11 protein-coding genes and 1 tRNA gene are annotated in these 12,034 nt (G+C 64.2%); 3 read left to right on the top strand and 9 right to left on the bottom strand.

From position 1 onward, the window contains the following. Positions 1 to 57 precede the first annotated feature (57 nt). Positions 58 to 249 (bottom strand): hypothetical protein, encoded by a 192-nt coding sequence (locus AUR64_RS16725; protein WP_058583108.1) that lies wholly within the window; start codon positions 247 to 249, stop codon positions 58 to 60. 184 nt (positions 250 to 433) lie between these two features. Next, positions 434 to 1,759: a phosphoglucosamine mutase gene (gene glmM, locus AUR64_RS16720; RefSeq protein ID WP_058583107.1), complete on the bottom strand. Its 1,326-nt coding sequence runs from the start codon at positions 1,757 to 1,759 to the stop codon at positions 434 to 436. 449 nt (positions 1,760 to 2,208) lie between these two features. On the opposite strand from glmM, the gene AUR64_RS16715 reads away from it, so the two are divergent. Then, positions 2,209 to 3,243, top strand: coding sequence for a rhodanese-like domain-containing protein (locus AUR64_RS16715; protein WP_058583106.1), 1,035 nt, complete (start codon positions 2,209 to 2,211; stop codon positions 3,241 to 3,243). A gap of 133 nt (positions 3,244 to 3,376) precedes the next feature. On the opposite strand, the gene AUR64_RS16710 is transcribed toward AUR64_RS16715, so the two are convergent. From AUR64_RS16710 to AUR64_RS16690, 5 genes are all read right to left on the bottom strand, one after another. Further along, entirely contained in the window at positions 3,377 to 4,204 is an 828-nt protein-coding gene (locus AUR64_RS16710) for a DUF6498-containing protein (RefSeq protein ID WP_058583105.1), read from the bottom strand. Positions 4,205 to 4,432: 228 nt separating this feature from the next. After that, positions 4,433 to 4,507 (bottom strand) — tRNA-Glu (locus tag AUR64_RS16705). A gap of 75 nt (positions 4,508 to 4,582) precedes the next feature. After that, a complete protein-coding gene (locus AUR64_RS16700; protein WP_058583104.1) occupies positions 4,583 to 5,776 on the bottom strand; it encodes a helix-turn-helix transcriptional regulator in 1,194 nt (397 codons plus the stop codon). 138 nt (positions 5,777 to 5,914) lie between these two features. Beyond that, complete coding sequence (locus AUR64_RS16695; RefSeq protein ID WP_058583103.1) at positions 5,915 to 7,066, bottom strand: metal-dependent hydrolase family protein; 1,152 nt, start codon at positions 7,064 to 7,066, stop codon at positions 5,915 to 5,917. Between the two features lie 76 nt (positions 7,067 to 7,142). After that, complete coding sequence (locus AUR64_RS16690) at positions 7,143 to 8,591, bottom strand: WD40/YVTN/BNR-like repeat-containing protein (protein WP_058583102.1); 1,449 nt, start codon at positions 8,589 to 8,591, stop codon at positions 7,143 to 7,145. A 108-nt stretch (positions 8,592 to 8,699) separates the two neighbouring features. Here AUR64_RS16690 and AUR64_RS16685 point away from each other — a divergent pair, with 108 nt between their 5' ends. Together AUR64_RS16685 and AUR64_RS16680 are read left to right on the top strand one after the other, a co-directional pair. Then, a complete protein-coding gene (locus AUR64_RS16685) occupies positions 8,700 to 9,434 on the top strand; it encodes an SDR family oxidoreductase (RefSeq protein ID WP_058583101.1) in 735 nt (244 codons plus the stop codon). Between the two features lie 42 nt (positions 9,435 to 9,476). Continuing rightward, a complete protein-coding gene (locus AUR64_RS16680; RefSeq protein WP_058583100.1) occupies positions 9,477 to 10,238 on the top strand; it encodes a DUF3592 domain-containing protein in 762 nt (253 codons plus the stop codon). Positions 10,239 to 10,246: 8 nt separating this feature from the next. On the opposite strand, the gene AUR64_RS16675 is transcribed toward AUR64_RS16680, so the two are convergent. Together AUR64_RS16675 and psmA are read right to left on the bottom strand one after the other, a co-directional pair. Continuing rightward, positions 10,247 to 11,056, bottom strand: a complete 810-nt coding sequence (locus AUR64_RS16675) for an MOSC domain-containing protein (RefSeq protein ID WP_058583099.1) — start codon at positions 11,054 to 11,056, stop codon at positions 10,247 to 10,249. 72 nt (positions 11,057 to 11,128) lie between these two features. After that, on the bottom strand, positions 11,129 to 11,863 hold the full coding sequence (psmA, locus tag AUR64_RS16670; protein ID WP_058583098.1) for an archaeal proteasome endopeptidase complex subunit alpha: 735 nt from the start codon (positions 11,861 to 11,863) through the stop codon (positions 11,129 to 11,131). Positions 11,864 to 12,034: the final 171 nt, after the last annotated feature.

Here is a 12,034-nt window from a genome sequence, read left to right as displayed (position 1 = left end):
CAGTCTAACTCGGGAGTCTCCGGACTGATTCGATAGTTCGCGCTTCGACTCGATAGTCTACGGTTCGACGGGTCGACGAGAGGTCCCACCGAACAGACGCCACGCGACGTAGACGAGGACGCCGACCAGCGCTATCAGAACCGAGAGGAGGAGTTGCTGGGCGACGAGATATCCCCAGAGCAGGACGGCGACGACGAACAACCCGGTCAGGGCGAGTGCGATTTTCTCTGTTGGGTCTGTGGAGGGCATGGGTGTCTTCGTCTCGTAGAATGGATAGCGAGTTCATAATCTCTCCGAGCGAGAGCACGAAACGACACGCGAGAATCTGTGCTGTCGGGTCACGCCGATGGCGAAGCCGAAGAAAGCAGACAGAGCGGCCGGCCCGCGAGGTCCGAAGAGAGCGCAGAATGCGCAGAGACCGTAGCTGACGCGCTTACGCCGACGCTTTCGCCGCGTCTTCGACCATCTCGTAGGCCCGGTCGAACAGTTCCTGTGCGCGCGTCTCGTCGCGTGCTTCCGCGGTCACGCGGACCAACGGTTGAGTACCGCTGGCGCGAACGAGGAACCATCCATCGTCGAGTGCGACGCGGACACCGTCCATCTCGTCGACGTCGTCGAACTCGTCGTCCACGCGCTGGCTCACCGCAGCCATCGTCGCCGTCTTGTCGGCGACTTCGACGCTGTCGCGCAGCGTCGGGTAGCGCGGGAGTTCGCCCAGCAGCGTTTCGAGCGAGCCTTCGACGCTCACGAGTTCGGCCAGTTTGACCGCGGCGAGGGGGCCGTCCGGACAGAGCGTCTCGTCGGGCCAAATCCACGCGCCGCTGGGTTCGCCGCCGAACGTGACGGCGGGCGAACTCGCGGCTTCGGCGACGTACACGTCACCGACGGGAGTTCGTTCGACCGTCGCGCCCTGCGGCGAGAGCGCGTCGTCGACGGCGAGACTCGTGTTCAGCGGCGCGGCGACGCGTTCGCCGTCGTTCGCGGCACGGCGGCCGAACAGCGCGAGGAGATGGTCGCCGGCGACGAACTCGCCGTTTTCGGTCACGGCCATCATCCGGTCGGCGTCGCCGTCGTGTGCGATGCCGAGGTCAGCGTCGGTGGAGGCGACGACAGAACAGAGCGTCTGGCAGTTTTCGGCCGTCGGTTCGCTCGGTCGGCCCGGGAAGCTCCCGTCGGGTTGGGCGTTCAGCGTCGTCACGTCACAGCCGAGTTCCGAGAGTGCGTGCGCGGTCAGCGCACCCGGGCCGTTGCCGGCGTCGACGACCACCGAAAGCTGGCGGCCGAGGTCGACCGCCGAAACGAGTGCGTCGATGTGGTTCTCGATGGCGTCGTTTCGCTCGCGTTCGATACCGACGCCCTGCCAGTCTGCGCGCTCGAACGACTCCTCGCGGATGCGTTCCTCGATGGCCGCGCGACGCTTAGCGTCGAAGGCCTGACCGCTCGGCGTCCAGAGTTTGATGCCGTTGTCGGTCGCGGGGTTGTGCGACGCCGTGATGACGACGCCGGCGTCGGCGTCGAAGTCGGCGACGCTGCGAGCGACGGTGGGGGTCGAGGCGACGCCGACTCGGGTGACGTCGGTCCCGCACTCCTGTGCGCCTGCAGCGACGGCGTTGGCGAGGAAGGCACCGCTTTCTCGAGCGTCGCGCCCGAGAACGACGTGGTCGTAGCCCTCTGCGGCGAGTGCGCGCCCGACGGCGAGGGCTAACTCACCCGTCACGTCGTCTCCGACCGGTCCACGGATACCGCTGGTTCCGAACATTGTCCGTAGTTCGCGCTCACGGGTGGTAGTTATAGAGGGAATAAACCGGGTCGGTCGACACACCTGACACACTGCTGTCGGGGCGTCCCCGACGAAGGACGAGGGGGGGAGAGAGACGGGTCCGCAACCTCGGGTCAAAGGGTGGGGGCCCGCGATGGGTGGCCGCGGGAACGAGGCGTCAGTTCACGTGCCGTGGGGGAACCGAGTGCCCGGAACACCTCGTTCGGCGCGACGCATTCTAACGGTGGCCCCCTACGACTATTATTATGAACGAGATAAGCGCTCTGCGCCCGAAGTGGGACCGATTCGTCTGCTGTCGTGCGTCGGTTGAACCGTTCGAAACCGACTACAACGGTCTCGGCTAGATCTGCCTGTCCGGCCGCAGACGGCCGAATCTCGGCTTATCATGTCGATAGTAAAGCGTTGTCCGTTGGGATGCACTCGTACGAATGCCATCGAAACAGTCCTCGCGCCGCAAGTACCTCGCCACGCTCGGCGCAGCGGCGACGATTGGTGTCGCCGGTTGTGCCTCGAGCGGAGACGACGGGGGGTCCGACACCTCGACACCGGCGAACGAGTCCACACAGACCGCCGAACCGACCGAAACACAGACCGCCGCAGCGTCGAACCAGACGACCGAAACCGCGACAGAGGAACCGACGGACGAACCCAGTTCGTTCGAGAATCTCGAAGGACCGCGCAACGGCGACGACCTCCCCGAGGAGACGGCCCCGCTCGACGGCTACCCGCCGGAGTTCGAGACGACGCCGGCGGAGCGAACGGTCGACACGGGCCGCTTCCCGGCCAACCGTGTCCGCCGTGACTCCGGCGTCGTCAACGTTCCTCTCGTTCCCGCGGACGTCGCCTACTACTGGTACGCCCGAGGCGAGGCCCGCGTCGTCGACGCTCGCAGCGCCGCCGCCTACGACGTCTCGCACGTGTTCGGCGCGGTCCAGAGTATCGCTCCCGAGGGTCTGGAGCGGAACGACCCGGTCGCCGACTGGCCGAAATCCGACCGCATCGTCATCTACTGTGACTGCCCGAACTATCTCTCCTCGCAGCGAGCGGCGACGCTCATCGAGAACGGCTTCACGAACGTCTACGCAATCGAAGAGGGCTACCGTGCGTGGGTCGACCGCGAGTACCCGATGGCCGGGTCGGACACCGACCGTACCGTCGAGGTCCGGACCATCAGCGGCCAGACGGACCCTCAGTACGCCGACGAAGGTGCGTGGGCGTATCACGAAGCCTCCGGCCAGCAGGAAGCGTCGAAAATCGAGGCCGACGGAAGCTACGAACTCGAACTCCGCTGGGTCGACGTCGCCGACGGCGACGAGGTCACCGTCGAGACGCCCGGTTACACGATTACCGACACGCTCGGTGCGATTACGAGCGCCGAAATCACGAGCGAGGGCGAGCTCTCGACGGAGGGTGGGTCCGGAAACGACTCGGCGAACGCGCTGCTTCGGCGATTGCTCGGGTAAGTTTCGGCGCGTCTGAGTTGGCGGTCGCTATATCACCGCCACGACCCAGTAATCGACTCTCGGGAGAACTACGTCTAGTTCACCAAACTCGTCTATCCACCCTGTCAAAATCTCCGAACACAACGAGAGGGACTCACTCGACCCGGTCGTCGGAGTTTTTCGGACCCGACCAGAACAGTGCGACCCAGTAGACGACTCTCCCCGGCTCATTTCCTCTCTGGACCGAAACGAGTCCACGTTCGAGTAGTAAGGTCATCGTCACGAACAGTAAGACGACTCTGAACTCTGCATACGATGAGTGGTCAAAGATGGATGCGAGCGGGGACGTGAGGACAACGACGGCAGAGGCGAGAACGGTCGTGACGAACCAGTACAGCCCAATCCGAAGCGGAATTTCGGCCAACTCGGGCGCTGAAAAGCGTGCGTAGCGCTCCTGCCCGAAGAAATCGCGGGAGATAACCGTACACGCTAATCCGGAAGTCAGCACCGCTACCATCGCTACCTCGAAGGAACCAGCAGCCGCAACGGCATCGAGATACTGTCCGAGTGGGATACCGTGGCCGCCTCCTCGCTCCGGTATGCTGAGAGTCGATAGGTCGAGTAACACCGTTCCCGACACCTGCCAAAACGCCAGTCCCAAAGAGAGCGGCCAGAGGACGAACTGGACGTTCCAGTAGTTAATCGGTGGGAGCCACCCGACGATTCGTCTCCATCCGGAACGCGCAGAGATGAACGGAATCGGGACTGCTCGCGGACTGTACTCGTCCAGTTCGGGTTCCTGTGTCGCAAACGGAACCAACGAACTGTAGAGCACGACGAGAAGACCGTTTTGGACGAAATACGCGAACAGTAGATTGTCGGCGTTCCAATCGAACACGAACAGACCACCGATGGGGAGCAGGTTGATGAGGATGAGATAGAGGAGGGTCGTCGTTCCGTCTGTGCCTCTTTTATCCTCCACAAACAGTCCTTCTCGAAAGTGTGCAAAAAGACTCTGTTTCGTCCTCTGAGCACGGAATCCCTCCCTCGCATTTTTGAGAACCAAACACGACTCGCTGCGCTCGTCGGTTCGAGGTTTGGAAAAGTGCTCCGTCAGGGATTCGAACCACGGTCGTTTCGCTCGCCGAGGCTCGCGTCACTCCCTGATTAGAATCCCTTCCGTACGCTTTTCTTCACTACGTTCAGAAAATGCTCCGTCAGGGATTCGAACCCTGGTCCTTGCCGTGAGAGGGCAAGATGATTGGCCGGACTACACCAACGGAGCGCATCTCATACTATCCGCGAGTGATGTTTAACGCTTGCGTTTCGGACGGGCTGTGACCCGTCGTAGCGCACCGCGTTACTCCTCGTCGAACGGCGACTTCGTCGCCTCCGGTTCGTGACCGTCGAGGCTGATGACGTTCTCACGCCCGACGCGGAGTTTCGAGATGAGGCCCTCGTCTTCCATCTCCGAGAGCAACATGCTCACCTTCGACTTCGACCACTCCGTCTCCTCGACGATACGAACCTGTCGCATCCGGCCACCGTGGTCTTCGAGCATCGTGATGACGCGGTCCTCGTCGGAGAGCAGTTCCTCGTCCGAGACAGACGGCTGGGGCGGAACTGCCGTCGACGCCCCGTCGGCACTGCCACCGCCCGTTCCGGTGTCGACGGTATCGACCGTTTCCTCACGGCCGCGACGATACCAGAGGGCGACGGCGACGCCGCCGAAGATGACGAGTACGGCCCCGGCGAGCCACATACTCCCACCGCCACTGCCGATAGGTGTCGTGGTTCCGCCGTCCGTGCCGTCTTGGGCTTGGTCCCCACCGTCGTCGCCGCCGGCGACGATAGTCTGTGTCCCCTCCGGAACGAAGACGAGTTGCGGACGGTTGTCGGTGAACCGCTTCTCGCCCATCCACGTCACCGAGTCGCTGGCCGGCAGCGAACTGGTGTTCGACTGCATCGCCGACGGGGTGACGTTTTTGAACTCGAGATTCTCGCCGGCTTCGACGACGAGCGACTGGTTCTGGCTGATGTACAGTCCGCCTTCGAAGACGTCGCCGACGGTCACCGTCCCTTCGTCGCCGGTCTGTGCGAAGTTCGTCCAGACGAACGACATCTCCACGACGCCGATGGTGTTTCCGAGACTGTCGGTCACGTACGCCTGTCGTGAGTGGTTCTGGGCGGCCATCGGCCGTTCGGTGCTGTTGGCACCGTTCTTGACGAGTGACTCGGACTCACTCTTGAACCCGTTGTACAGCGGTGTCTCGCTGTTGTTGAACTCTGTGGCGAACGACTCGAAGTTCTGCCGTTCGGTCTCGTTCGCCAGCGTCTGTTCGTAGTGGAACGTCCACCGCGCGGACCCGTCTTCGTGGACGACGATACGAACTTCACTGCTGTCGAACGACTGCTGCATCGCGGCCATCGAGTTCGGCGAGGAGTCGACGGCCGACCCACCGGCTCTCGTGCCCGAAAACGCCGCCGCTGGCGGCGCTATCGCCGCCACGACGAGGAAGATGGCGAGTAGGACGAACGGTGCCCGGCGGTGCATCGGCCGGATACACTCAGCGATGGGCAAAAGAGTTTGTGACACCAATCGACTGTGCTCTCGGCTCTCACAATCGCTTTCGGCTGACCGTCCCGATGGCATATAAGTCGATTGTCGTGGATTTTTCTGGTTCTTTCTCGGTCAGTCGACGCGTTCGCCGTCGGCGAACACCGCTGTCGGCGACTGCCACGCCGTCACGTCGGTGTTCGGGTCCGTTTCGAGCACGACGAGGTCCGCACGGTAGCCCTCGGCGACGCGGCCGAGGTCGCCGCGGCCAACGAGGTCCGCGGCGTTCACCGTCGCCGCCTCCAGCGCCGCGTCTGGTTCGAGACCGTAGTCGACCATCAGTTCGAGTTCCCGCGGGATGTCGCCGAACTGGTTGAACGGCGTCCCGGCGTCGGTGCCCATCGCGATGTCGACTCCGGCGTCGAGTGCGTACTCCCACGCGTGCTCGAATCGACCGGCGGCGTCCTCTGCCTTTGCGACCGCTTCCTCGGGGATACCCGCTTCGACGCCGTTATCGACGATGTTGACGAGGGCACTCGCCGTCGGCACCCAGTACGTTCCCTCCTCGGCCATCATCTCGGCGGCCTCGCGGTCCATGAACGTCCCGTGTTCGATGCTCGAAATGCCGGCGCGGACCGCGTTCTTGATTCCCTCGTCGCCGTGGGCGTGCGCCGCCGTCGGGACGCCTTTCGCGCTCGCCGCGGAGACGGCCGCGCGAAGTTCTTCTTCGGTGAGTTCCGGCGACCCGGTCACCGCACCCTCTGTCAGCACACCACCGGTCGCCATGCATTTGACGACGTCCGCACCGCGTTTTAGCTGCTGGCGTGCGCCTTTCAGCACCTCGTCGGGACCGTCGGCCTCACAGCCGAACGCGTGGCCGTGGCCGCCGGTCATCACGATGTTCTGCCCGGAGCCGAGAACGCGCGGGCCGGTCAGAATACCGTCGTCGACGGCGGTGCCCGCGTCGAGGGCGAGCGTCTTCCGACTTCCGAGGTCACGAACTGTCGTTACACCCGCCCTGACGGCGTCTTGCAGATTGGCGACTGCCCGGTAGCTCGCGGTGTACGGGCTGTCGTCGTAGATGGTGCTCACGTCCGCCCGGCCGTCCATCATCACGTGGACGTGCGTGTCGATGAGTCCGGGGGCGATTACCTGCCCGGAGACGTCAGTTTCGGTGTCACCGTCCGGAACGTCGCCCACAGCGACGATTTCGCCGTCTTCGATGGCGACGTCGGCCTCCCGCGTCCCGTCTACGTCCGCGACAACCCCACCCGTCAGTACGTGCATACCTTGTCGTTAGGGCGTCTCCCCGTAAAAGAGGCGTTGGCGGCAGTCTACGACGTGTTTTCGACAGTGCTGACGGTCACCGTTCGATAATCACGCCGTCGTCGCCGACGGCAACCTCGCACTCGGCACCGAGAGCGACCCCGCGAAGGCTCTCGTCGGTCGGTGTCTCCTCGGTCTCCCAGCGTTCGTCGGTTCCGTCCAGAACTACTCCGTGGTCGCCGACGGCGACGAGGCGTGTCGCTGAATCGGTCAGCGAATCGGTCGTCGAACCCGTCGCCGAATCGGCCGAAAGCGCCCAGAGACTCTCCTCGCTCGCTCGACTCGGTGTCCACCGGGTGCCGTCGAACCGGTGGACTGTCCCGTCGTCTTCGGCGACGTACACCTCGACGTCGGTCATCGACTCCGGCGCGGAGACGACGGCCGTCAGCGCTCCGGCGTCGTCGATGCCGATTTCCTCGTAGCTCTCGCCGGCGTCGGCCGTGCGGAACACCGACCCGTTCGTATCCGCGAGATAGCCTCGCCTCGCGTCCGCGAACGCGACTGCCGCAAAACTGGACCCGCTTCCGGGTTTCTGGAGTTCGTCCCACCGAACCCCTTTGCCGTCGTACTCGCCGCGGCGGACCGCCCCCGACCCGTTCACCAACAGGATTGTCTCTTCACCTGCGCGCCCCGAGATGGCGAGGTCGGTTAGACTGTCGGTGTCGCCGTCGGGCGCGGAGTAGTCGGTGTGGCGGTTCGATGCGGTGTCGATTCGTCCCAGCGCCCCGCCGTCGCCGGCGACCCAGACCGCCGCGCCGTCGGTGGTGGCGTCGATGCCGGTCAGGTTCTCGCCCTCCGCGGCGGGACCGTCGGCGAGCACGGTCGACCATCCGTCGTCCGTGCGCGTGAGAACACGGCCGTCCTCTCCGACAGCGTACGCGTTGTCGCCGGCGACGACGGCATCAGAGAAGTCTATGCCGACGGACGATTCGACAGTCGTCCAAGTTCGGTCGTCTCCGGCTGTCTCGTCTCCACTGGCGTCGTCGTTCGCCCCGGCGTCGTTATCAGTTGTTCCGGGGTCGCTATCGATTGTTTCGGCGTCGTCACCGCGTCTCGACCCCGCTTTCGTCCCGGCCTCAATCTCTGCTTCGGGTTCATCTACCTCGCCGCCATCTGGGTCCGACGTTGACGACGGCCGAGCGGACGGTTTGGGTCTGCGCCCTTCGACCCCCTCTGTGCGGTGTTTCTCGTCGCTGGCATTTTCGCGTGACCCGGCGCTCGATACTTGCGATTCAGTCGTCTCGGTGGTCGACGAGTGTTCGGAGTGTTCACGGTGCTCGACATGGTTTCCGTCGGCATCCCGTTCGGCGTAGACGTACAGCGCCGGAACGACGTACGCCAGCACCGCCAGCACTGCGAACGCCTCGTGGTAGATTGTGAGCAACCCGAACGCCGTCATCGCGGCGGCGCTGGCGGCGTGGACGCCGCCACGGGCGTACTCCCGGTAGAACTTCGAGAAGTCGCGCACTCGGCCGTTCGACGACATACCTCTCGATAGTTGGCGAAGCACAATCAGCATTGTCGCCGCCGAATCGCAACCCGTTGTCTGCTTTTCGGCCTCTGCAACTAAGTCGCCACCCGAGAATCGGTACGTATGACTGACGAACTCGCCGGACGCGTCGCGCTGGTTACGGGCGCGAGTTCCGGCATCGGCGCGGCGACGGCACGGAAACTGGCGGCCGAGGGTGCACACCTCGCGCTCTCGGCTCGACGCGAGGAGCGACTCACCGAACTCGCCGACGAACTCGAATCGGAGTACGGCGTCGAGACGCTCGTCGTCCCCGCGGACGTGCGCGACGAAAACGCCGTCGAAGCCGTCGTTTCCGACACCGTCGACCGGTTCGGCGAACTCGACATCGCCGTCGTCAACGCCGGGTTGGGGCGGGGGTCGGGCGTCGACATCTCCACCGAGGAGTACCGGGCGATGATGGACACGAACGTCGACGGCGCGTTCTTCACCACGCGTGCGGTGCTCCCACATCTCCGCGAGACCGACGGCAACCTCGTCTACGTCGGGAGCTTCGCCGGCAAGTTCCCTCGCCCGTTCAACCCCGTCTACGCGGCGACGAAGTGGTGGCTTCGCGGGTTCGCCCACAGCGTCGAAGCGGCCGCCGGCGACGACGGCGTGGGCGTCACCGTGGTCAACCCCAGCGAGGTCAGAACCGAGTTCGGCGCGGAGATAGACGAGGCGTTCGAGGACCGATTCGACCCCGGTGAGGTGACCGACCCCGAGGAGATTGCCGACGCTATCGCGTTTGCCACGAAGCAGACGAACTCGACGGTGAGCGAACTCGACCTCTACCGGCGCGACAAGTTCTCGGATTGGTAACTATTCCGCACGTTCAAGTCAACTGAACGTGATTTTCGAGCGATGAACGCAGTTCGGTCGCCGCTCGTGCTCTTTTTCGCCGTCGTGCTCGTCGTCGGCGGCGGGGCGTGGGTAGTCGACCAGCAGTTGACCGCCGACTCGTTCGCCGAAACGACGGGGACCGTGGAGTCAGCGCAACTCGACAGCCACGAGGACACGTCTGCTCGCATCTCGATTTGGGGTGACCGTGAGTACGAACCGAACGTAACCTACACGTACACAGTCGACGGCCAACAGCACCGAAACGACCGAGTGTCGTACCGAGGTGACACGGAGTCGAACATGCAGTGGCGAATCAGTTCGCTTGTTTCTGACTACTCGTCCGGTGCGGAGACGACGGTCCACTACAACCCGGACGACCCGTCTACGTCGTATCTCCGCGAACAGTTCTCGTTTCTACCGTACGTCCCGTTACTGCTCGGCTTGCTCGTCGGTGCGGAGTATCTCACGCCGGGAACGTACTGGATTCGTCGACTCCGCTCCGTCGTCTCCGAGAATTCCTCTTCTCGGCGTGGAGACGAGTGGAACGACCCCGAGTCGCTCGACACTGAGAGTGTGAATAACACCGACAACGGCGCGAAAAACCACGACGCACCCGTTTCGGGGTCGATGGCCGCAGTCGTCTGGGTGGGGTTCGTCCTCCTCGCAGGAGCGCTTCTCGTCCAGTACGCACTCGCCTCGGCCCGCCCGTACGGATTGCTGCTGTACGCGGCAATCATCGGTATCACAGTCGTCGCCGCTCGGGCGTTTCTTCGGATGCGATAACTCCCGGCTCAGACCGTCTTCGTCTCTCCTATCTCCACTTCGTCGCCGACCGAGAGCGTCTCCCCCCAGTCGCTCTCGTCGACGCGGGTGTTGACCATCACGCGGAACTGGTGGTCGAACCAGTCGCCGCCGCTCCACTCGGGCATCGTCTCTTCTCGCTTCTCTATGAACCGCTCGCGGAAACCGTCGTACTCCGCTCCGGTGTCCGGGTCCCGGGAGGGGACGACGCAGCGCTGACACGGGTTAATCCCCTCGAACGTGATTTTTCGCTCGTTGTCGCCATCAGCGTCGCCGATGGTGAACTCGACCACTTCGTTTCGACTACTGAAGAGACGGTCCTCCCAGAAAGCCGGGACCCCGTCGATTTCGAGGTTCGGCCGGAGGCGACGGCGCATACTCTCGGCGTCGATGTCGGGGAACCACGACGCGAGTTCTCGAATCGTCGCCGTCGAGATAACCGTCGGCCCGGAGGCGTCGGTGTCGTCGGGGAAGCCACCAGTCCGGTCGCGTTCCAACGTCACCGGTTCGCCGAAGTACGACGAGAGCCACTCGGTCAACTCCTCGCTTTCCAACTCGAACGTCCGTGCGTTCTCGGCCGGTGGGTCGAGACGAACCGTCTCCGACTCGAAGTCGACCACCGACCGAAGGCGGTGGGTGTCGCGGTTGCGCTTGCCGTTGACGTATCGGCCGTCGGCGTCGAACAGCGCGAACTCTCTGTCGCCGTCGAGGCCGCCGTTTTCGACGAGGGTCGCAGCGTCTACACGCTGGGGGTCGAGCGACTTTATCGGGTGGACGAAGATTCGACGAAGCGTCGCCATCGTCGGCCGTTCGCCGCGCGTTCGCAAAACAGTCGTGGTCGGCGACGGCGAGTGGCGGGTGGTTCTCGGTCGTTACTCGTCGTCGCTGTCGAGGTCGAGTCCGTCGATGACGGTGGCGATTTCGTCGGCGTCGTACGTGTGGTGTGCCGACTCGCTGACCGTCGAGAGACTGACGCTCTCGGGAGCGATTTCGTCGCCGTCCGCGCCTTCGAGCAGCGCCTCGACGGCGAGGCTCACGCCGTCGTCGACGCTCATCTCGGGGTCGTAGGCGTCTTCGAGGTACTCGCGGATACTCGCGCTCTCGCCGCCGATGGCGACGGCTTTCCACTCGTGGGGCGTGCCGGAGGGGTCCGTCTCGAACAGGCGCGGGCCCGTCGCGTCGACGCCGGCGACGAGCAGTGCCGCACCGAACGGACGCGTCCCGCCGCGCTGGGTGTTTTCCTGAATGAAGTCGGTTACTTCCTTGGTGAGCGCCTCGACGCCCGCCGGTTCGCCGTAGCGGAGGCGGTTGACCTGCGCTTCCTGTCTGGCGTAGTCGACGAGTCGCCGCGCGTCGGCGACGTGACCGGCGCTGGCCGCGCCGACGTGGTCGTCGACCTTGTGGAGTTTCTCGATGCTCTCTGTGACCATCAGCGGCGAACTGGACCGCGTGCGGGCGGCGAGAACGACGCCGTCGGCCGCGCGGATACCCACGACGGGTGCGCCGCGTTTGACTGCTTCACGTGCGTATTCGACTTGGTAGATGCGCCCGTCCGGGGAGTACAGCGAGGTGCCCCGGTCGTACGCTTGCTGGTTCGAGTTGTTCATCGCGTATCACCGTCGGTTCGACCTGTCCGTGGGAGGACGCTGCCGGTCATCGGACCCGTCTACGAGGCCCGCCCGGAAAAACTCTCGCTAAGACGAATTTTAGCAGACACCATCGCTCCGACGAGAAACTGACGAAGAAATCCGCCGGAAAACGCTTCGAGCCGACACTCA

It is taken from the genome of Haloprofundus marisrubri (assembly GCF_001469955.1).
GTDB classification, from domain to species: domain Archaea; phylum Halobacteriota; class Halobacteria; order Halobacteriales; family Haloferacaceae; genus Haloprofundus; species Haloprofundus marisrubri.
Note: the sequence above shows the minus strand (reverse complement) of the source record. Positions and strands in the feature narration are given on the sequence as shown.

Coding starts and splice junctions, on each gene's coding strand:
- AUR64_RS16725 (WP_058583108.1), bottom strand. CDS start 249: ATGCCCTCCACAGACCCAACAGAGAAAATCGCACTCGCCCTGACCGGG.
- AUR64_RS16715 (WP_058583106.1), top strand. CDS start 2,209: ATGCCATCGAAACAGTCCTCGCGCCGCAAGTACCTCGCCACGCTCGGC.
- AUR64_RS16685 (WP_058583101.1), top strand. CDS start 8,700: ATGACTGACGAACTCGCCGGACGCGTCGCGCTGGTTACGGGCGCGAGT.
- AUR64_RS16700 (WP_058583104.1), bottom strand. CDS start 5,776: ATGCACCGCCGGGCACCGTTCGTCCTACTCGCCATCTTCCTCGTCGTG.
- AUR64_RS16695 (WP_058583103.1), bottom strand. CDS start 7,066: ATGCACGTACTGACGGGTGGGGTTGTCGCGGACGTAGACGGGACGCGG.
- psmA (WP_058583098.1), bottom strand. CDS start 11,863: ATGAACAACTCGAACCAGCAAGCGTACGACCGGGGCACCTCGCTGTAC.
- glmM (WP_058583107.1), bottom strand. CDS start 1,759: ATGTTCGGAACCAGCGGTATCCGTGGACCGGTCGGAGACGACGTGACG.
- AUR64_RS16675 (WP_058583099.1), bottom strand. CDS start 11,056: ATGGCGACGCTTCGTCGAATCTTCGTCCACCCGATAAAGTCGCTCGAC.
- AUR64_RS16680 (WP_058583100.1), top strand. CDS start 9,477: ATGAACGCAGTTCGGTCGCCGCTCGTGCTCTTTTTCGCCGTCGTGCTC.
- AUR64_RS16690 (WP_058583102.1), bottom strand. CDS start 8,591: ATGTCGTCGAACGGCCGAGTGCGCGACTTCTCGAAGTTCTACCGGGAG.